The following is a 19948-nucleotide window of genomic DNA, read 5'->3' as shown; positions in this document are numbered from 1 at the left end:
ATGGGGGCGGGCGTCGTCGGCCGTGGACGCTCGGCGAAGCGACCTGGAGGGCCCGCTCGTCGTGAACGTTCACTATCCCTTACGGTAGCCGCTCCGACGACCGGTCACAAGCGCTTCCCCGGAGCTCGCCGGATCAGATGCGCCCGTCCCCGCCGGGACGGCGCGCCCCGGAACGACCGCTCGCGCACGGACGGGCCGGGACCGCTGCGCAGGGCAGCGCTCCCGGCCCGTCCGTCGGCCGTGGCGGCAGCGGGATCATTCGCCGCTGCGCGCCCCCACGCTCGGGGTGTTCTTCTGGACCGTCATGAGGAACTCGGTGTTGGACTGGGTCTTCTTGACCCGCTCCAGCAGCAGCTCGAGCGCCTGCTGCTGCTCGAGGGCACCGAGGACCCGGCGCAGCTTCCACATGATCGAGAGCTCATCCTTGCCCATCAGCACCTCCTCGCGGCGGGTGCCGGAGGCGTTGACGTCCACCGCCGGGAAGATCCGCTTGTCGGCGAGGTGACGGGACAGGCGCAGCTCCATGTTGCCGGTGCCCTTGAACTCCTCGAAGATCACCTCGTCCATCTTCGAGCCGGTCTCCACCAGCGCCGAGGCGAGGATGGTGAGCGAGCCGCCGTGCTCGATGTTGCGCGCCGCGCCGAAGAAGCGCTTGGGCGGGTACAGCGCCGAGGCGTCCACGCCGCCGGAGAGGATCCGACCGGAGGCCGGGGCCGCGAGGTTGTAGGCGCGGGAGAGGCGGGTGAGCGAGTCCAGCAGCACCACGACGTCCTTGCCCAGCTCCACCAGGCGCTTCGCGCGCTCGATCGCGAGCTCGGCGACGATGGTGTGGTCCGAGGCGGGGCGGTCGAAGGTCGAGGCGATGACCTCGCCCTTGACCGTGCGCTGCATGTCGGTGACCTCCTCGGGGCGCTCGTCGACGAGCACGACCATGAGGTGGACCTCGGGGTTGTTCGCGGTGATCGCGTTGGCGATCTGCTGCATGATGATCGTCTTGCCGGCCTTCGGGGGCGCGACGATGAGACCGCGCTGGCCCTTGCCGATCGGCGAGACGAGGTCGATGATCCGCGGCGCGACGGAGTTCTGCGCGGTCTCCAGGCGCAGACGCTCGTCCGGGTACAGCGGGGTGAGCTTGGAGAAGTCCACCCGCTGGCGGGCCCGCTCGACGGGCATGCCGCTGACGGTGTCGACCTGCACGAGCGCGGCGAACTTGCCCTGGTTCTGGCCGCCCTTGCCGCGGCGGTTGCGGCCGCCGCCGTGGTGCTGGACCTGCTCGACGCGCTGCTCCTCGCCCTCGCGGGGAGCCTTGACCTGGCCGGTCACGGCATCGCCCTTGCGCAGGCCGTACTTGCGGACCTGGTTCATCGTGACATGGACGTCGCTCGGGCCGGGCAGGTAGCCGGTGGTGCGCACGTAGGCGTGGTTGTCGCGGATGTCGAGGATGCCCGCGATGGTCATCAGCTCGTCGCCCTCGCGGACCTCGTTGTCGTCCTGCGAGCCCTGACCGCCCTGCTGGTTCTGGCCGCCCTGACCGCCCTGCTCGCCGCCGCGGCCGCGGCGCTTGCGGTCGCGCGAGCGGCTGCGGCTGCGCGAGCGACCGCGGCGGTCGTCGTCGTAGCCGTCGCCGCCCTGGTCGTCCTGCTGCTCGCCCGATCGGTCGGGAAGCTCGATGTCCTCGAGGCGGCGGCGCGAAGACCCGCCCTGCTCGTTCTGCCGGCCGCGGTTCTGGTGGCCGTCACGGTTCTGCTGACCGTCGCGGTTCTGCTGATCGCCACGGCCCTGGCCGCCGCGCTGCTGCTGGTCGCGGCCGCCCTGCTGGTCACGATTCTGCTGGTCGCGGTTCTGCTGATCACGACCCTGCTGATCACGCCCCTGCTGGTCACGATTCTGCTGGTCGCGGTTCTGCTGGTCGGGCCCGCCCTGGTCCTGCTGGTCGCCGCGGCGGCCGCGGCCGCCCTGCTGCGTCTCGGAGTCCTCGCGGGCGGCGCTGCGGTCGGGCAGCTCGATGCCCAGATCGGGGGCGGTCGCCTCGGGGACGGAGGCCTCGCGGGTGCTGCGCGAGCGGGAGCGGGTGCGGGGACGCTCGGAGGTCGCGTCGGACGAGCCGGCGGCCTCGGGAGCGGAGGAGGCGGCATCGGCGGGCGCCGAGGCGGCGGACGTCGACGCTGACGACGTGGGAGCGGTGGGCTCCGCGGCGGGCGCCGGGGCGCTCTGAGCAGGGGCGGAGGCGCCGGCCGAGGCGGGGACCGCTCCCCCACGGAGCGCCTCGATCAGCTCGCCCTTGCGCAGTCGCCGGGCCCCCTTGATGCCGCGCTCGGCGGCCATGGCCTGCAGCTCGGGGAGCTTCTTCGCCGCGAGGTCCGCGCCGGAGGTGGTGTCGTTCACCCGGGTTCCTTCCTGTCGAACCGGCTGCGCCGGTTCATGTCTGGTCTGGATGCCGCTCAGGGCCGGGGAACGTGCCCGGGCGCTGCGGCGGCGGGTCCGTGCAGGGTGTTCGTCCGCGGTGCGGGGCATCCGCGACCGACCTGCCGGTGTGCTTCGGGGCGCGTCGAGGGCGGCGAACGGACCCGTGGGGCATCTCGACGAGGAGATGCGGGGACCGTGCGCGGCGCTGCTCGGAGAGACAGCTCAGCGAGCACATCGGGGGCGCGGAGATCTGCGCAGAGGATCCCGCGAGGGGACCATGGTGCAGGGATCAGCGTCGTGCGATGTCGCCTGGACGCAGGGTCAACCTACCACAGGGGCCGAGGCCTGCTCACGCAGCGCCACCTCGGCGATCCGCCAGCCCGCGGGGTCGCGGACGAAGCGGCGGACCAGCGGTGCGATCTCGCGGCGGCTGCCCGCCATCACGAGCACGGAGGGGCCCGCGCCCGAGATCACCGCGGGATGGCCCTCCTGGCGCAGCACCCGCATCAGCTCGACGCTCTCGGGCATGCCGGGGGCGCGCTGCTCCTGGTGGAGCCGGTCCTCGGTCGCCTCCATCAGCAGCTCCGGCGCTCCGGCCAGGGCGTGGACCAGCAGCGCGGCGCGCGAGGCGTTGAACACCGCGTCGGCGTGCGGAACCTCCGCGGGCAGCAGGCCCCGCGCCCGGTGGGTGGACAGCGTCGCGGTGGGCAGCAGCACCACGGGGCGCAGCACCTCCGCAGCGTGGCGCAGCGGCACGGCCCGCGCCAGAGGCCCCTGCATCCAGGAGAGCACCGGCCCGCCCATCAGCGCGGGCGCGGCGTTGTCGGGATGGCCCTCGAACTCGGTGGCGAGCTGGAGCACCGTCTCGTCGTCGAGCGCCTCCGGCTCCGAGACCATCCCCCGGGCGAGCAGGAGCCCGGCCACGGTCGCTGCGGCGCTCGAGCCCAGCCCGCGGCCGTGCGGGATCCGGTTCACGGCGTGCAGGGCCAGCCCGCTCTGGGGAGCGCCGGCGTGGTCGAGGCCGCGTCGCAGGGCCCGCACCACCAGGTGCTCCTCGCCGTGGGGCACGGAGCCCGCGCCCTCGCCGTCGACGGTGATCTCGAGACCGCCGGTGGTCGCCCGGACGCTCAGCTCGTCGCACAGGTCCAGCGCCAGGCCCAGGGTGTCGAAGCCCGGGCCGAGGTTCGCGGAGGTCGCGGGGACCTGCACGGACACCTGGGTGTGCTGGATCCTCACAGTCCGATGGCCTCCGCAGCCGCCGCGATGTCCACCGGCACCACCGTCGGGGTGAGGTCGTGCTGGGTGAGCGCGGTGTCGGTGTCCTTCAGGCCGTTGCCGGTCACGGTGATCGCGATCGTCGCACCAGCGGGCACCTGCCCGCGCTCGGCCTGCTGCAGCAGCCCGGCCATGCCGGCGGCGGAGGCCGGCTCCACGAAGATCCCCACCTCGCCGGCGAGCAGCTTCTGGGCGTCGAGGATCTGCTGGTCGGAGACCGCGTCGATCAGGCCGCCGGAGTCGTCGCGGGCCTCGACGGCCAGATGCCAGGAGGCGGGGGCGCCGATGCGGATCGCCGTCGCGATCGTCTCGGGCTCCGTGATCGGATGGCCGGCCACGAAGGGGGCGGCGCCCGCGGCCTGGAAGCCCCACATCGCCGGCAGCGAGTCGGTGATCCCCTTCTCGCGGTACTCCTTGTAGCCCATCCAGTAGGCGGAGATGTTCCCGGCGTTGCCGACGGGCAGGACATGGATGTCGGGGGCGCGGCCCAGCGCGTCGGCGACCTCGAAGGCGGCGGTCTTCTGCCCCTGCAGCCGGAAGGGGTTCACGGAGTTCACCAGCTCGATCGGGTGCTCCGCATCGAGCTTGCGGGCGATCTCGAGGCAGTCGTCGAAGTTGCCGTCGACCTGGATCAGCTTCGCGCCGTGCACCACGGCCTGGGCGAGCTTGCCCGCGGCGATCTTGCCCTGAGGGATCAGCACCGCGCAGGTGATCCCGGCCGCGGTCGCGTAGGCCGCGGCGGAGGCGGAGGTGTTGCCGGTCGAGGCGCACACCACCGCGGTCGCGCCGTCGCTGACGGCCCGCGACATCGCCGAGACCATGCCGCGATCCTTGAAGGAGCCGGTCGGGTTCATACCCTCGACCTTCACGTACACCTCGGCGCCGACGCGCTCGGAGAGTGCAGGGGCGGGGACCAGGGGGGTGCCGCCCTCCCCGAGGGTCAGCAGGGTGTCACCGTCCTCGAAGGGCAGGTGCTCGCGGTACTCGGCGAGGACGCCGCGCCACTGATGGGCCATGGGGTCAATCTCCTTCGATGCGGAGGACGGAGTCGATGCTGAGCACGGTCGCGGTCGAGGAGAACATGTCCAGCGACGCGGTCATCGCGCTCTCGAGCGCCCGGTGGGTGCTGATCCCGATGTGGGCGAGGGCCTGGGAGCCCTCCTCCCGCGAGTGGAGGAGCTCCTGGTGGATCGTCGAGATCGAGATGCCGTAGCCCGAGAGGGTCCCGGCGATCTCGGCGAGCACGCCGGGACGGTCCTGCACGGTCAGCGAGATGTAGAAGGCGCTGCGCAGCTCCTCGAGCGGGATCGACTCGAGCTCTGCGTAGCGGGACTCGCGCGGCCCCACTCCCCCGTGCACGCGGGAGCGTGCCGCGGAGACGACGTCGCCGAGGATCGCGGAGGCGGTCGGCGCGCCGCCGGCGCCCTGGCCGTAGAACATCAGGGAGCCGGCCGCCTCGGCCTCGATGAACACCGCGTTGTACGCCTCGGAGACTGAGGCCAGCGGGTGGGAGTCGGGGATCAGCGCCGGGTAGACGCGGGCGGAGATCCGCTCCCCGTTCTCCTCCTCGACCCGCTCGACGATCGACAGCAGCTTGATCGTGCGGCCCATCCGCCCGGCGGCGGCGATGTCCTGCGCGGAGACGGAGGTGATGCCCTCGCAGTGCACGTCGGCCAGGCGCACCCGGGAGTGGAAGGCCAGCGACGCGAGGATCGATGCTTTCGCCGCGGCGTCGTGGCCCTCGACGTCGGCCGTCGGGTCGGCCTCGGCGTAGCCGAGCTCCTGCGCGCTCGCGAGCGCGTCGCCGAAGTCGGCGCTGGTGCGCGTCATGGCGTCGAGGATGTAGTTCGTGGTGCCGTTGACGATGCCCATCACGCGCTGGATCCGGTCCCCGGCGAGGGACTCCCGCACCGGACGGACCAGCGGGATGGCGCCGGCGACGGCGGCCTCGAAGGAGAGGTCCACGCCGTGCACGTCCGCGGCCTCGTAGAGGGAGGCGCCGTCCTGGGCGAGCAGCGCCTTGTTCGCGGTGACCACGCTCGCGCCGTGCTCCATCGCCTCCAGCAGCAGGGCACGGGCCGGCTCGATGCCGCCCATCACCTCGATCACGAGGTCGGCCTCGCGCACCAGGGCGCTGGGGTCGTCGGTGAGCAGCGCGGCGGGCACGTGCTCGCCGCGGTCCTTGGTCCGGTCGCGCACGGCCACCCCGGTGACCTCGAGGCGGGCGCCGATGCGGTGGGCGAGCTCGTCCCCCTGCTGCGCGATCAGGCGCAGCACCTCGGTGCCGACCGTGCCCGCGCCGAGCACGGCCACGCGCAGGGCGGGGAGGGAGGAGCTGTCCGGGCTCGCCGGAGGCTGCGGGACGGTCTGTGACATCTGCGAAGGGTCCTTCCACAGGGGCCGACGGGCGGGAGGGGCGGGCGTGTGCACTGTAGCCGAGGTGGCCGCGCCCGCGTGACCGCGTATGAACGCGGGCGTCCTGGTCACGGCGGGCCGGCCGGGCGGGCGGTTCGCGGGAGGGGCGGGCTCAGCCGACATCGAGGCCGAGCAGGTCCTCCTCCGTCTCGCGACGGATCAGGGTGCGGATCTCCCCGTCCTTCACCGCGATCACGGGCGGGCGCGGGACGTGGTTGTAGTTCGAGGCGAGCGAGTAGCAGTACGCGCCGGTGACCGGGACGGAGACCAGGTCGCCGCGGCGCACGTCGGCGGGGAGGTACTCGTCCTTGACCACGATGTCGCCGCTCTCGCAGTGCTTTCCGACCACGCGCACCACCTCGGGCTGCTCCTCGGAGACGCGGCCGGAGAGCAGGCAGGAGTAGTCCGCGTCGTACAGGGCGGTGCGGACGTTGTCGCTCATGCCGCCGTCGACGGAGACGTAGACGCGGTGGTGGGGGCCGCCCAGGCGCACGTCCTTGACGGTGCCGACGGTGTAGAGCGTCTGGGTGGAGGGGCCGGCGATCGCGCGGCCGGGCTCGAAGGAGATGTGGGGGACCTCGAGCTCGAGCTCGTGGCACTGCTTCTCCACGATCCCCGCGATCCCGCTGGCGAGGGCCTCCGGGGTCGAGGGCGTGTGCTGGGTGTTGTACATGACGCCGAAGCCGCCGCCCAGGTCGAGCTGGGTGATCGTGTGGTCGAGCTCGTCGCGCACCTGCGCGACCAGGTCCAGCACGCGCCGGGCCGCGACCTCGAAGCCGCCCGTGTCGAAGATCTGGGAGCCGATGTGGGAGTGCAGGCCGACGAGGTCGAGGTGCTCGGCGGCCAGGACCCGGCGCACGGCCTCGAAGGCCGTGCCGCCGGTGAGGGAGAGCCCGAACTTCTGGTCCTCGTGGGCGGTGGCGATGAACTCGTGGGTGTGCGCCTCCACGCCCGTGGTCACCCGCAGCATCACGGCGGCGCGCAGGCCGAGCTCGGCGGCGACCGCGTCGACCAGGTCGATCTCGTCCAGGGAGTCCACGACGATCCGGCCCACGCCCGCCTCGAGGGCGCGGCGGATCTCGGCGAGGGACTTGTTGTTGCCGTGCAGGGCGATCCGCTCGCCGGGGAAGCCGGCGCGCAGGGCGACGGCGAGCTCGCCGCCGGTGCACACGTCCAGGCCCAGGCCGTCCTCCTCGACCCAGCGGGCGACGGCGCCGCACAGGAAGGCCTTGCCCGCGTAGTAGACGTCGGCCCCGGCAAGGGGGCGGAAGGCCTCGGCGAATGCGTCGCGGAAGGCGCGCGCCCGGTGACGGAAGTCGTCCTCGTCGAGCACGAAGGCGGGGGTGCCGACCTCCTCGGCGATCCGGGCGACGCTCACCCCGCCCACCTCGACCGCGCCGTCCTCGGTGCGGCGGGTGGTGCGGGACCACAGGCCGTCGATCAGGGTGTTGACGTCGCTGGGGTAGGGCAGCCACGTGGGGGCCGCGTCGTTGCCGTGGAGGGCACCGGCTTCGTGGGCGCGCATGGGGGCTCCTGGTCTCGCTCGAGCCCGCCGCACGGGCGGGCCGCGCCGTCGGCGCCCCGGAATCGTACGAGCCCGGCCCGCTCGAGCGGGCGCGGGTCCGCACCGCGAACAGCTCGCGCCGGCCCGCCCACCGTTCGGTCGGACGTCGTCCGCACTGGTCGCGGGCGCATGAAGGGCCTGGTGAGGACCCAGTGCACAGTCCGGGGCGGACGGCGCGTGAGCGATCGCACTTGATAGGCTCGCAGCATCGGCGCGGGTGCCGCGGGGGCCCGTTCATGAGAGCCCGACGCGACGCTCCGCCGCCTCAGTGCTCGACCCGTGAAGGAGTACCGGTGCCCACCACCCCCACCCCCAAGGACCGCTCGCACGAGCTGGTCGTCGTCGCCAATCGCCTGCCCGTCGACTCCCGCACCCTCCCCGACGGGGCCACCGAATGGGTCACCAGCCCCGGCGGCCTGGTCACCGCGATGGAGTCGGTGATGCGCACGGTGGACTCCGGCGCCTGGGTGGGCTGGGCAGGATCGCCGGGCGAGCCGCCCGCCCCCTTCGAGGCCGACGGGATGAGCCTGTACCCGGTGCGGCTCGAGCAGGAGGACGTGGAGCGCTACTACGAGGGCTACTCCAACGCGACCCTGTGGCCGCTCTACCACGACGTGATCGTCGATCCCGAGTTCCACCGCGGCTGGTGGGACTCCTATCTCGCGACGAACCGCCGCTTCGCCGACTCCGCCGCACCCGTCGCCGCCCCCGGCGGCACGATCTGGGTGCACGACTACCAGCTGCAGCTCGTGCCCCGGATGATCCGGGAGAAGCGCTCCGACGCGCGGATCGGCTTCTTCAACCACATCCCCTTCCCCTCCGTCGAGCTGTTCTCCCAGCTGCCCAAGCGCAACTCGATCCTGCGCGGGCTGCTCGGCGCGGACCTGATCGGCTTCCAGCGCGAGAGCGACTCGCTGAACTTCGTCGCCGCGGTGCGGAAGCTGCTGGGCTACCACGTGGACGGGTTGACGATCTCGGTGCCGGGCGTCGGCGCCGCCCCGATGCGGGAGGTCGAGGTGCGCACCTTCCCGATCTCGATCGACTCCTCCGCCGTCTCCGCGCTCACCGAGGACGAGGAGATCCGCGAGCGTGCGCGGGCCCTGCGCCACGACCTGGGCGACCCGGCGAAGGTGGTGCTCGGGGTGGACCGGCTCGACTACACCAAGGGCATCCGCCACCGGCTCAAGGCCTGGGGGGAGCTGCTGGACGACGGTCTGATCGATCCCCACGACACGGTGATGATCCAGGTCGCGACGCCGTCGCGGGAGCGGGTGGAGGCCTACCGGCAGCTGCGGGACGAGGTCGAGCTGACCGTCGGCCGCATCAACGGCGAGCACGCACCGCTGGGCCGACCGGCCGTGTCCTACCAGCACCACTCCTTCGATCGCCGCGAGATGACCGCGCTGTTCATGGCCGCCGACGTGGTGCTCGTCACCGCCCTGCGGGACGGCATGAACCTCGTCGCCAAGGAGTACGTCGCCTCCCGTCCGGACCTGCAGGGCGTGCTGGTGCTGAGCGAGTTCGCCGGCGCCGCGGACGAGCTGCGCGCGGCGGTCCTGGTGAACCCCCACGACATCGACGAGCTGAAGTCCGCGATCCTGCGCGCCCTGGCGATGCCCGAGGAGGAGCAGGAGGAGGCGATGCGCTCCCTGCGCCATCAGGTGATGGAGAACGACGTGCAGTCCTGGGCGCACGACTTCCTCGAGCACCTCGAGCACGCCGGGCGCGAAGCGCAGGCCGCGGTGCCCGTGGTGAGGCTGCGCGGCGACGAGCCCAGCGCGCCCGAGGAGATCGACGAGGCGCTGCGCGCCTTCGCCGACGTTCCGCGTCTGCTGATCGCCTCGGACTTCGACGGTGTGCTCGCCCCGATCGTCGAGGACCGCGATGCGGTCCAGCCCGATGCCGAGGCGCTCGGCGCGCTGCGGGACCTGGCCGAGATGCCCGGCGTCGCGGTGGCGCTCGTCTCCGGCCGCGCACTGGAGGATCTGGACCGGCACACGCAGATGCCGAGCTCGGTGGTGCTCGTCGGCTCGCACGGCGCGGAGGTCGGTGCGCTGCCGCCGTGGATGCAGGCCGAGGTGCTGGACCGCTCCGCGCTGTCGATGACACCGGAGAAGGAGGAGCTGCTCGCGACGATCACGGCGACTCTGCGCCGCATCGCACGAGCGCATCCGGGCACCGAGGTGGAGACCAAGCCCACCGCCGCGGTGCTGCACACCCGCAGCGCCCGGGGCCGAGGCGGCATCAACGCCACGGAGTCCGCGCTCGAGTACGCCACCACCCTGCCGGACGTGACCGTCACCCCCGGCAAGGAGGTCGTCGAGTTCTCGGTGGTGCACACGTCCAAGGGCGTCGCCGTCGACGCGCTCGCCCGGGCCAGCGCCTCCGACGCCTGGCTCTACCTCGGCGACGACGTGACCGACGAGTCCGTCTTCGCCGAGGCCGAGGAGCAGGACGTCACGCTGAAGGTGGGCGGCGGCGACACCGCGGCGGCCCTGCGCATCGCGGACACCGTCGCGGCGCGCGAGGTGCTGCAGCGCCTGCGGAAGCTGCGCGGCGAGCAGGGCTGAGCCCCCGGGACGACTCGAGCCGCGTCCCCGATCGGGGACGCGGCTCGGAACTCGGTGCCCGCGACAGGATTCGAACCTACGACCTTCTGCTCCGGAGGCAGACGCTCTATCCACTGAGCTACGCGGGCGGACTCCAGGAGTCTAGCAACACCTGGGGGCGATCGAGCACGCCGGCGGCGCGAGCGACCGAGGGTGTGAGAGGGACCTCACCGCAGCAGCGGGAGCTGGGCCCCGTGGAGCACGGCGGAGGGGTCCGCGGCGATGGAGAGGCCGCTGGGCTCGGCGCCGGAGCGCACCAGCAGGTCGCCGACCGCGGCGATCATCGCGCCGTTGTCGGTGCACAGCCGCGGCGGCGGGATGCGCAGCTCGACCCCGGCGGCGTCGCAGCGCTCCTGGGCGACAGCCCGCAGGCGCGCGTTCGCGGCGACCCCGCCGACGATGACGAGGGTGTCCAGCCCGCGCTCCTGCACGGCGCGCAGCGCCTTGGTGACCAGCACGTCGACGACGGCCTGCTCGAAGGAGGCGGCGATGTCCGCGACGGGCACGGGCTCGCCGGCGCGCTCGAGGGTCTCCACGGTGCGGGCCACGGAGGTCTTGAGCCCGGAGAAGGAGAAGGTGAAGGGCGCGTCCCGGGGCCGCAGCATGGCGCGCGGGAAGGCGAAGGCGGCCGGATCGCCGCCGACCGCGGCGCGGGAGATCGCAGGCCCGCCCGGGTAGCCGAGGCCCAGCAGGCGCGAGACCTTGTCGAAGGCCTCCCCCGCTGCGTCGTCGAGGGTGTCGCCGAGGTGCTCGATCGGATCGCGCACGAGGTCGCCGACGGCGAGGATCGAAGTGTGCCCGCCGGAGACGATCAGGACGATGGACTGCTCGGGCAGGGGGCCGTGCTCGAGGGTGTCGGCGGCGGCATGGCCGGCGAGGTGGTGCACCCCGTACAGGGGCTTGTCCAGCGCCCAGGCGATGGACTTCGCGGCGGCCAGTCCCACGTGGACGGCGGTGGCGAGGCCGGGACCGGAGGTCACGGCGACATGGGTGATGTCCCGCGCCTGCACGCCCGCGTCGTCGAGGGCGATCTGCAGCGTCGGGACGACCGCGTCGAGGTGCGCGCGGGCCGCGATCTCGGGGACGACGCCGCCGAACATCGCGTGCTGGGAGGCGCTCGAGGCGAGGCCCTGGCCCAGCAGGATCCCGTCCGAGACGATCCCGAAGCCGGTCTCGTCGCAGGAGGACTCGACCCCGAGGACGACGGGCGCGCCGGAGGAGGTCACCGCAGCAGAGACATCGGGTCGGAGTAGTTGCCCGCCTCGTCCATCTTCGCGAAGTGGAGGTGGCAGCCGGTGGAGCGGCCGGTCGAGCCGACGTAGCCGATGGTGTCGCCCTGGGCGACGGTCGCGCCGACCGAGGTGTTGAAGCCCTGGAGGTGGTAGTAGCCGGTGACGACCCCGTTGCCGTGGTCGATCTTCACGCGGTTGCCGGAGGCGTGGTGGTACTCGACGGCGACGACGGTGCCGGACTTGGCGGCCTTGACCGGGGCGCCGCAGGCGGCGCCGAAGTCGACGCCGTCGTGGCCCTTGTAGTAGCCGAGCACGGGGTGGATGCGGCCGCCGTAGCCGGAGGTGATGGCGCCGGAGGAGGGGCGGATGTAGCCGGAGTCGCCGCCGACGACGGCCTCGCCCTCAGCGGAGTCGGAGCCCTCGACGGAGTCGGTGCCGTCGGCGGAGGCGGTGCCGTCGGCGCCCTCCGCACCTGCGGCGGCCTCGGTCACGACGGGCTCGGGCTCGGGCACGGAGACCTCGATGCCGGTGCTCTCGGCCTCGTCGTCGGCGGGGTCCTCCGCGGCGGCGGGGGCGGTGCGCTCCTCGGAGCGGCTCGCGGCGCCGCCCTCGACGGCGCGCTCCTCGACGGCCGCCTCGGTGGTCGCAGCCGCGGCGTCGGTCGCGCCGGGCAGGGCCACGGGGGCGATCGCGGCGGCGGCCTGCGGTGCGGCGGCGGGGGCCTGGGCGATCGGCTCGGCCGGGGCGGCCTCGTCGACGCCCGCGGCGGCGGCGGCGAGAGGAGCGGCGATGGTGGCGGTGGCGAGGACGCCGAGGACGCCTGCCTTCACGGCGCCCGCGGGCAGGGCGTGGTCGCGGTGCGTTCCTCCGACCGTACGGTGCTTGCGCACCGCGGCGCGTCCATCAGCGCGATGATTCGCCACCTGAGATCCTCTTCCGTTTCGACTGCGAGTCTCGTCCGTGTATCCGTTCGGGCACGGCAGCTGTCCCGTGCGCGACGCCGGACGGGGAAGTACGCGTCGCTGAACAACGTCGACCAACCTATGTGCAGGTCAGCGCGTTGAGCGAGCTCGGCGACCGGGTCATTGCCAAGTTTTTGCCATGTCGGCTGAAAGGTGGGGAGATCTTGACGGGAGCGCCACCCGGGAGGGGTGCGCGTCACTGCTGCGGGCCGTTCCAGGCCCGCGATGCGGACTCCGCGGGGTCCCGCGCACCCCTGCTGGGGAGCGCTCCGGCAGGCGCCGTGGGAGTTCTGTGCAGGAGTCGTGGGGCACCCTCCGCCTCCGCGATCGTCCGAGGCACGCCGTCTAGAGTGACCCCCATGTCGACCCCGGACCGCAGCTCAGCCGCCGACTCCTCACCCGTGCGCGTGGTGGTGATCGAGGACGAGCCCACGATCACCCGCGCGATCGCCGACCGGCTCACCGCCGAGGGCTGGGAGGTCTCCACCGCCCTCGACGGCCCCTCCGGCGTGCGCACCGTCGCCGAGGTGCGCCCGGACCTCGTCGTGCTCGACGTGATGCTCCCCGGCTTCGACGGGCTCGAGGTGTGCCGACGCATCCAAGCCGACGAGCCGGTCCCGGTGCTCATGCTCACCGCGCGCGACGACGAGACCGACATGCTCGTCGGCCTCGGCGTCGGCGCCGACGACTACATGACCAAGCCCTTCTCCATCCGCGAGCTCGTCGCGCGGCTGAAGGCGCTGCTGCGCCGGGTGCGCCGCGCGGGCCCTCCCGCACCGGGCGAGACGGAGAAGCAGGAGGCGCTGCAGTTCGGCGACCTCGTGATCGACCGCGCCGGCCGACGGGTGATGCGCGCCGGGGTGCCCGCCCATCTCACGCCCACCGAGTTCGACCTGCTGCTGTGCCTGGCCAACGCCCCCGGCACCGTGCTCACCCGCGAGCAGCTGCTCGCCGACGTGTGGGACTGGGTCGACGCGACCGGCACCCGCACCGTCGACTCCCATGTCAAGGCGCTGCGCCGCAAGCTCGGCGCGGACCTCGTGCGCACCGTGCACGGCGTCGGCTACGCGCTCGAGATCCCGGAGAATCCCGAGGAGGACGCCCCGGCCGCCGGCTCCGAGGGCGCCGTGACGGACCTGCACTCGATGCCCACCCCGCACGAGCCGACCTCGGACTCGTGATCGGGCCCCGCTCCGGAGGCGGGGAGGCCCCTGCCCCGCACGCCCGCCGCCGGGTCCCCGAGCGGCTGGACGTGCGCCCGCTTGACCGCTTCCGCTCCTTCAAGGTCAAGCTCGGGATCCTGGTGGGCGTGAGCGTGACCGTCGCGGCGCTGCTGACGCAGGTGAGCATCCGCGCCGGGATCGAGCCGCTGCTGTCCCTGCCGCTGGTCGTGATCGCCGCACTGGTCTCCACCCAGCTGCTCGCCCGGGGCATGACCTCCCCGCTGCGGCAGATGACCGCGGCCGCCCAGGCGATGGCGCGCGGGGACTACAGCGGACCGGTGCGCGCCACGAGCCGCGACGAGGTGGGGCAGCTGGCCGAGGCCTTCTCCGTCATGGCCGCCGAGCTCGAGCAGACCGACCGCACGCGCCGGGACCTCGTCGCGAACGTCTCCCACGAGCTGCGCACGCCCGTCGCGGGACTGCGCGCCCAGCTGGAGAACCTCGTCGACGGCGTCACCGAGCCCGATCCCGCCGCGCTCGAGGTGGCCCTGACCGAGACCGAGCGGCTCTCCCAGCTCGTCGACCACCTCCTGGACCTCTCGCGGCTGGACGCCGGAGTGATCCACCTCGACCTCGAGGAGGTCGAGCTGACCCCCTTCCTCCACGAGGTCGTCGACGCCGCCGCCCTCGCCGCCGGAGGGCGGGACGTGCGCTGGATCGTCGACGTCGACCCGCCGGACCTCTCCGTCGCGGCCGACGCCGCCCGGCTCCACCAGGTGATCCACAACCTGCTGGAGAACGCCGCCCGCCACTCCCCCGCCGGCGGACGCATCCGCATCAGCGCCTCCCGCACCGGGGAGGACGACGGGGTGCGGATCGACGTCGACGACGAGGGCCCCGGCATCGCGCGCGAGGACCGCGACCGGGTCTTCGAGCGCTTCCAGCGCGGCGGGGCCGCGGACTCCTCCGGCGGGACGGGCCTGGGCCTGGCGATCGCGCGCTGGGCGGTGGGCCTGCACGGAGGCACGATCGAGGTGCTCGACGACCCCCGCAGCACCGGAGCGCAGGAGGGTCGGTCCTCCCTGATCCGGGTCGTGATCCCCGATCACGGCCCGGTGGCGTGATGTCCCCCACCACCGGCGTCCCGTGCCGCGCGCGACCTGCGCCGCGGCGCGCACCGGGACCCGCGGGCCGTTACGCTGGAGCCATCCGTATCTCTCGATTGTGAGAAGGCTGGCGATCTCAGAGTGTCACAGCAGACACAGGACTCCGATTCCGCGGAGTTCGGCCCCAATCAGTGGCTCGTGGACGCGCTCCGCGAGCAGTGGCGGGAGGACCCCTCGAGCGTCGACCCCAGCTGGGCGGAGCACTTCGCCTCCACCAGCTCGGCACGCGCCGAGGCCCCCGACGCCCCCGGGCCGGGCCCGGAGACCTCCGAGGCGGCGACGGCGCCGCCCGTGACGGCTCCTCCCTCGTCCCCCGATGCGGCGCCCGCCGCCGCGACCGCGCCCGACGACGCCGCTGACGAGGCGCCCGCGCCGGCCACCTCCACCCCCGCTCCGGCCCCGTCGCCGACGCCCGCCCCCTCCTCCCCGGCCGCCCCGTCGGCCGCCTCGACGCCCGCGAAGGAATCCCCTGCCGTGAACGAACCCACCTCGACGCCCGCCCCGAGGACTCCCGCGGTCTCCACGACCTCCGACCGTCCGGCCAAGGTCCCCACGACCACCGCGCAGATCCCCGCGGTCGAGCTGCACGAGCCGGAGCCCACGAAGCTGCGCGGCCCGGCCGCCGCCGTCGTGAGGAACATGGACGAGTCCCTCACCGTCCCGACCGCGACCTCGGTGCGCGACGTGCCGGTCAAGCTCCTGTTCGACAACCGCATCGTGATCAACAACCACCTCAAGCGCCACCGCGCCGGCAAGGTCTCCTTCACCCACCTGATCGGCTGGGCGATGGTCGAGGCGGTCACCGAGATCAACGACATGAACAACGGCTTCGACGTCGACGAGAAGGGCAAGCCGCTCCTGCTCAAGCGCGAGGACGTCAACTTCGGCCTCGCCATCGACATGCCCCGCCCCGACGGCTCCCGCGGCCTCGTGGTGCCGAACATCAAGGCGGCGCAGCGCTTCGACTTCCGCGGCTTCTGGAGGGCCTACGAGGAGGTCGTCAAGAAGGCCCGCGCCGGCAAGCTGACGATGGACGACTTCACCGGCACCACCGTCTCGCTGACCAACCCCGGCGGCATCGGCACCGTCCACTCGATCCCCCGCCTGATGAAGGGCCAGGGCGTGATCGTGGGCGTCGGCGCGATGGACTACCCCGCCCAGTTCCAGGGCGCGAGCCCGGCGACCCTCGCCGAGCTCGCCGTCTCGAAGGTCATGACGATGACCTCGACCTACGACCACCGCATCATCCAGGGCGCCGCCTCGGGCGAGTTCCTCAAGCGGATGGCGGACAAGCTGCTGGGCAAGGACGGCTTCTACGACCGCGTCTTCGCCTCGCTGCGCCTGCCCTACCAGCCCGTGCGCTGGGTGCCGGACAACCCCTTCCGCCACACCACCTCGGAGCGCCTGGCCCGGGTGATGGACCTGATCCACTCCTTCCGCGTGCGCGGGCACCTCATGGCGGACACCGATCCGCTGCAGTACAAGGCCCGCAACCATCCGGACCTCGACGTGGAGACCTACGGCCTGACGCTGTGGGACCTCGACCGCACCTTCCCGACCCGCGGCGTGGGCGGCAAGGAGCAGATGACGCTGCGGGACATCCTCGGCGTGCTGCGCGATGCGTACTGCCGCACCATCGGCGTGGAGTACATGCACATCTCCGACCCGGAGGAGCGCCAGTGGATCCAGCTGAAGATGGAGACGCCGCGCAAGCCCTTCGAGAAGGCGGAGCTCGCCCACATCATGGATCGCCTCAACGCCGCCGAGGCGTTCGAGACCTTCCTGCAGACGAAGTTCGTCGGCCAGAAGCGGTTCTCCCTCGAGGGCGGCGAGTCGGTCATCCCGATGCTCGATGCGGTGCTGCACGGCGCTGCCCACGACGGGCTCGAGGAGGTCGCGATCGGCATGTCCCACCGCGGCCGCCTCAACGTGCTCTCCAACCTCGCCGGCAAGAGCTACGGCCAGATCTTCCAGGAGTTCGAGGGCAACTACGGCGAGAAGGTCGGCTCCGGTGACGTGAAGTACCACCTGGGCACCGAGGGCACCTACACCTCCCACGACGGGAAGTCCACGAAGGTCTACCTCGCCGCCAACCCCTCGCACCTCGAGGCCGTCAACCCCGTCCTCGAGGGCATCGTCCGCGCCAAGCAGGACCGCCTCGAGCGTCCCGAGGAGTTCCCGGTGCTGCCGGTGCTCGTCCACGGCGACGCGGCCTTCGCCGGCCAGGGCGTGGTCACGGAGACGCTGAACCTCTCCGAGCTGCGCGGCTACCGCACCGGCGGCACGATCCACGTGATCATCAACAACCAGATCGGCTTCACCACGCTGCCGGACTCCTCGCGCTCGTCCTTCTACTCCACCGACGTCGCGAAGTCGACCCAGCTGCCGATCTTCCACGTCAACGGCGACGATCCCGAGGCCTGCGTGCGGGTCGCCGAGATCGCCTTCGAGTACCGCCAGAAGTTCCACCGCGACGTGGTCATCGACATGGTCTGCTACCGCCGCCGCGGCCACAACGAGGGCGACGACCCCTCGATGACCCAGCCGGAGATGTACAAGCTCATCAACGAGAAGGTCTCCACCCGCAAGCAGTACATGGAGACCCTCGTCGAGCGCGGCGACCTCACCGAGGAGGAGACCGAGGGCCTGGTGCGCAACTTCCAGGAGCACCTCGACGAGGCCTTCGCCTCGACCCGTTCCGAAGCCGGCTCCGCGAAGCCCGCGGAGGCCAACGTGCAGGGCCTGGACCTGCCGGAGTCGCAGCAGGGCGGCGACGCGCCCGAGCAGGCCGTCACCGCGGTCGACGCATCGGTCGTGGCGCGGATCGGGCAGGCGCATGCGGAGGTCCCCGAGTCCTTCACCGTCCATCCCAAGCTGCGCCAGGTGCTCGAGCGCCGCACGCAGATGTCCTCGCGGGGCGGGATCGACTGGGCCTACGGCGAGCTGCTCGCTTTCGGCTCCCTGCTGATGCAGGGCCACCGGGTGCGCCTGGCCGGCCAGGACTCGCGCCGCGGCACCTTCGTGCAGCGTCACAGCGTGCTGATCGACCACGAGAGCGGCGACACCTGGACCCCGCTGTCCTATCTCAGCGACGACCAGGCACGCTTCAACGTCTACGACTCCTCGCTCTCGGAGTTCGCGGCGCTGGGCTTCGAGTACGGCTACTCCGTGGAGAGCCCGAACTCGCTGGTGCTGTGGGAGGCGCAGTTCGGCGACTTCGTCAACGGCGCCCAGACGATCATCGACGAGTTCATCTCCGCCTCCGAGCAGAAGTGGGGCCAGAACTCGAGCGTGGTCATGCTGCTGCCGCACGGCTACGAGGGCCAGGGGCCGGACCACTCCTCCGCCCGGATCGAGCGTTTCCTGCAGCTGTGCGCGGAGGAGAACATGCGGGTCGCGGTGCCGTCCACCCCGGCGAGCTACTTCCATCTGCTTCGCAAGCAGGCGCTCACCGAGCCGCGCAAGCCGCTGATCGTCTTCACCCCGAAGTCGATGCTTCGCAACAAGGCGGCCGTCAGCGCGGTCGAGGACTTCACCTCCGGCACCTTCGAGCCGGTCCTGCCGGACACGACCGTGGACCCGGCAGGCGTGCGCCGCGTGCTGCTCGCCTCGGGCAAGGTGTACTGGGATCTCGTGGCGCGCCGAGAGAAGCTCGGTGCCACCGACACCGCGATCGTCCGCGTCGAGCAGCTCTACCCGCTGCCCGAGGCGCAGCTGCGCACCGCCCTGGACGCCTACCCCGATGCGCCGCTGGTGTGGGTCCAGGAGGAGCCGCAGAACCAGGGCGCCTGGAGCTTCATGGCGATGAACTTCGCCGTCGAGGTGGGGCGCACCCTGCGGGTCGTGGCCCGTCCGGCCTCGGCCTCCCCGGCCACCGGCTCGACCTCCGCGCACAAGGCCGAGCAGGAGGATCTGCTCACCCGCGCGTTCGAGGCCTGAGCGACCCGCGGGGGGGGGGGGGGGGGGGGGGGGGGGGGGGGCCGGGGCGCCGCGGGGGCCCCCCGCCGCCGTTAGAGTGAACCGACCCCGTCCCCTTCCAGGAGGTCCCGGTGCAGACCGTGCCCACTTCGCCCGTCCCGGATCCGGGCTCCCGGATCCGGATCATCGCGCTCGGCGACGAGCTCCTCGCCGGGATCGGCGACGCCCGAGCGCTGGGCTGGCTGGGCCGGGCCGTGGCCAGCGAGCAGGGTGCCGACTGCCGCATCGACGTGTTCTCCGCGGCGCTGCCGGGCGAGACCTCCGCGGAGCTGGCCGAGCGCTGGGACGCCGACGTCAAGCGTCGCTTCTCCGAGCAGGGCCGCGCCGACGGCTCCGTCGACCACCGGGTTGTGCTCGCGATGGGCCGCGCCGACGTCGAGGCCGGGATCTCCCTGGCCCGTTCGCGCCTGAACCTCGCCAAGATCCTCGACGGCCTCGAGCGTCTGCGCATCCCCGCCTTCGTGGTGGGCCCCGCCCCGAGCCGGGACCCGGCCACCACCGCGGGCGTGCGCGAGCTCTCCGGTGCCTTCGAGGACGTCTGCGCGCGGCGCCGCATCCCCTACGTCGACACCGTCGGCGGGCTGGTGGGCCACGACCAGTGGGAGAGCGACCTCGCCCGCTCCGCCGGCGACCACCCCGGGCAGACCGGCTACGGCCTGATCGCCTGGCTGGTGCTGCACAGCGGCTTCGGCGCCTGGCTCGGCACCTCCCGCTGACCTCCGCTCCACCGAGTGCTGCATCTGGACCGCTTCCACGGCTTTGTGACGGTCCAGATGCAGCGCTCGGAGTCGCCCGGCCCGGTCGGCTCTCCGGCTGCCCGCACACCCGCTCGTCCACCCAGGACGCCTCGGACGGCCCAGCCGGCCTCCTCTCTCCTCGAGTGGCAGGTATCGACCGGTATCACGCAGGGATACCGGTCCGAACCTGCCACTCGGTCCTTCTGGGCGAGGACGCGGGCCGAGCAGCGGGCGGCCGGCCCGCGGGCGGGTGAGGTCCGACTCAGGTGCTGCGAGGGGCTCGGACGAGGCTCCGCGCGGAGCCTCCGATATGGCATGATCGACGGGTTCATTCCGGGTGAAGGAAGGAGAGCGTGATGAGCAAGCGAGGACGCAAGCGCAAGGCTCGCCGCAAGAACAGCGCGAATCGCGGCAAGCGGCCCAACAGCTGACCGCGCCGTC

Annotated in this window: 13 protein-coding genes and 1 tRNA gene; 6 read left to right on the top strand and 8 right to left on the bottom strand. The window is 72.6% G+C overall.

Annotated elements, in window-relative coordinates; translation table 11 throughout:
• Window positions 1-255: 255 nt before the first annotated feature.
• From rho to lysA, 5 genes are all read right to left on the bottom strand, one after another.
• Window positions 256-2385 carry a transcription termination factor Rho gene (gene rho, locus DS079_RS14130; protein ID WP_126988489.1) on the bottom strand — a complete coding sequence of 710 codons (2130 nt, stop codon included), beginning with the start codon at window positions 2383-2385 and terminating at the stop codon, window positions 256-258.
• 342 nt (window positions 2386-2727) lie between these two features.
• Window positions 2728-3642, bottom strand: a complete 915-nt coding sequence (thrB, locus tag DS079_RS14125) for a homoserine kinase (RefSeq protein ID WP_126988488.1) — start codon at window positions 3640-3642, stop codon at window positions 2728-2730.
• A complete protein-coding gene (thrC, locus tag DS079_RS14120) occupies window positions 3639-4697 on the bottom strand; it encodes a threonine synthase (RefSeq protein ID WP_126988487.1) in 1059 nt (352 codons plus the stop codon). The genes thrB and thrC overlap by 4 nt, the downstream gene beginning before the upstream one ends.
• Window positions 4698-4701: 4 nt before the next feature.
• A complete protein-coding gene (locus DS079_RS14115; RefSeq protein WP_126988486.1) occupies window positions 4702-6057 on the bottom strand; it encodes a homoserine dehydrogenase in 1356 nt (451 codons plus the stop codon).
• A gap of 151 nt (window positions 6058-6208) precedes the next feature.
• Window positions 6209-7621: a diaminopimelate decarboxylase gene (gene lysA, locus DS079_RS14110; RefSeq protein ID WP_126988485.1), complete on the bottom strand. Its 1413-nt coding sequence runs from the start codon at window positions 7619-7621 to the stop codon at window positions 6209-6211.
• A gap of 332 nt (window positions 7622-7953) precedes the next feature.
• Here lysA and DS079_RS14105 point away from each other — a divergent pair, with 332 nt between their 5' ends.
• Entirely contained in the window at window positions 7954-10230 is a 2277-nt protein-coding gene (locus DS079_RS14105; protein ID WP_126988484.1) for a bifunctional alpha,alpha-trehalose-phosphate synthase (UDP-forming)/trehalose-phosphatase, read from the top strand.
• Window positions 10231-10285: 55 nt separating this feature from the next.
• On the opposite strand, the gene DS079_RS14100 is transcribed toward DS079_RS14105, so the two are convergent.
• The 3 genes from DS079_RS14100 to DS079_RS14090 form a co-directional block, all read right to left on the bottom strand.
• Window positions 10286-10358 (bottom strand) — tRNA-Arg (locus DS079_RS14100).
• 78 nt (window positions 10359-10436) lie between these two features.
• Window positions 10437-11495 (bottom strand): tRNA (adenosine(37)-N6)-threonylcarbamoyltransferase complex transferase subunit TsaD, encoded by a 1059-nt coding sequence (gene tsaD / locus DS079_RS14095; protein ID WP_126988483.1) that lies wholly within the window; start codon window positions 11493-11495, stop codon window positions 10437-10439.
• Window positions 11492-12424 carry a M23 family metallopeptidase gene (locus tag DS079_RS14090; protein ID WP_241237678.1) on the bottom strand — a complete coding sequence of 311 codons (933 nt, stop codon included), beginning with the start codon at window positions 12422-12424 and terminating at the stop codon, window positions 11492-11494. The genes tsaD and DS079_RS14090 overlap by 4 nt, the downstream gene beginning before the upstream one ends.
• A gap of 398 nt (window positions 12425-12822) precedes the next feature.
• Here DS079_RS14090 and DS079_RS14085 point away from each other — a divergent pair, with 398 nt between their 5' ends.
• The 5 genes from DS079_RS14085 (at window position 12823) to DS079_RS17750 (ending at window position 19938) form a co-directional block, all read left to right on the top strand.
• Window positions 12823-13644, top strand: a complete 822-nt coding sequence (locus DS079_RS14085; RefSeq protein WP_126988482.1) for a response regulator transcription factor — start codon at window positions 12823-12825, stop codon at window positions 13642-13644.
• The gene (locus DS079_RS14080) at window positions 13641-14750 is read left to right on the top strand and encodes a HAMP domain-containing sensor histidine kinase (RefSeq protein WP_164736266.1); all 1110 of its coding nucleotides are present in this window, start codon (window positions 13641-13643) and stop codon (window positions 14748-14750) included. Before DS079_RS14085 ends, DS079_RS14080 begins: the two co-directional genes overlap by 4 nt.
• Window positions 14751-14873: 123 nt before the next feature.
• Window positions 14874-18731, top strand: a complete 3858-nt coding sequence (locus tag DS079_RS14075) for a multifunctional oxoglutarate decarboxylase/oxoglutarate dehydrogenase thiamine pyrophosphate-binding subunit/dihydrolipoyllysine-residue succinyltransferase subunit (protein ID WP_126988481.1) — start codon at window positions 14874-14876, stop codon at window positions 18729-18731.
• Window positions 18732-18841: 110 nt separating this feature from the next.
• The gene (locus DS079_RS14070; protein WP_126988480.1) at window positions 18842-19486 is read left to right on the top strand and encodes a GDSL-type esterase/lipase family protein; all 645 of its coding nucleotides are present in this window, start codon (window positions 18842-18844) and stop codon (window positions 19484-19486) included.
• Between the two features lie 377 nt (window positions 19487-19863).
• Entirely contained in the window at window positions 19864-19938 is a 75-nt protein-coding gene (locus tag DS079_RS17750; protein ID WP_369801468.1) for a 50S ribosomal protein bL37, read from the top strand.
• Window positions 19939-19948 lie beyond the last annotated feature (10 nt).

The sequence above is a fragment of the Brachybacterium paraconglomeratum genome, from assembly GCF_003994255.1.
Classification (GTDB): Bacteria; Actinomycetota; Actinomycetes; order Actinomycetales; family Dermabacteraceae; genus Brachybacterium; species Brachybacterium conglomeratum.
Note: the sequence above shows the minus strand (reverse complement) of the source record. Positions and strands in the feature narration are given on the sequence as shown.

Coding starts and splice junctions, on each gene's coding strand:
- DS079_RS14115 (WP_126988486.1), bottom strand. CDS start 6,057: ATGTCACAGACCGTCCCGCAGCCTCCGGCGAGCCCGGACAGCTCCTCC.
- lysA (WP_126988485.1), bottom strand. CDS start 7,621: ATGCGCGCCCACGAAGCCGGTGCCCTCCACGGCAACGACGCGGCCCCC.
- thrC (WP_126988487.1), bottom strand. CDS start 4,697: ATGGCCCATCAGTGGCGCGGCGTCCTCGCCGAGTACCGCGAGCACCTG.
- DS079_RS14085 (WP_126988482.1), top strand. CDS start 12,823: ATGTCGACCCCGGACCGCAGCTCAGCCGCCGACTCCTCACCCGTGCGC.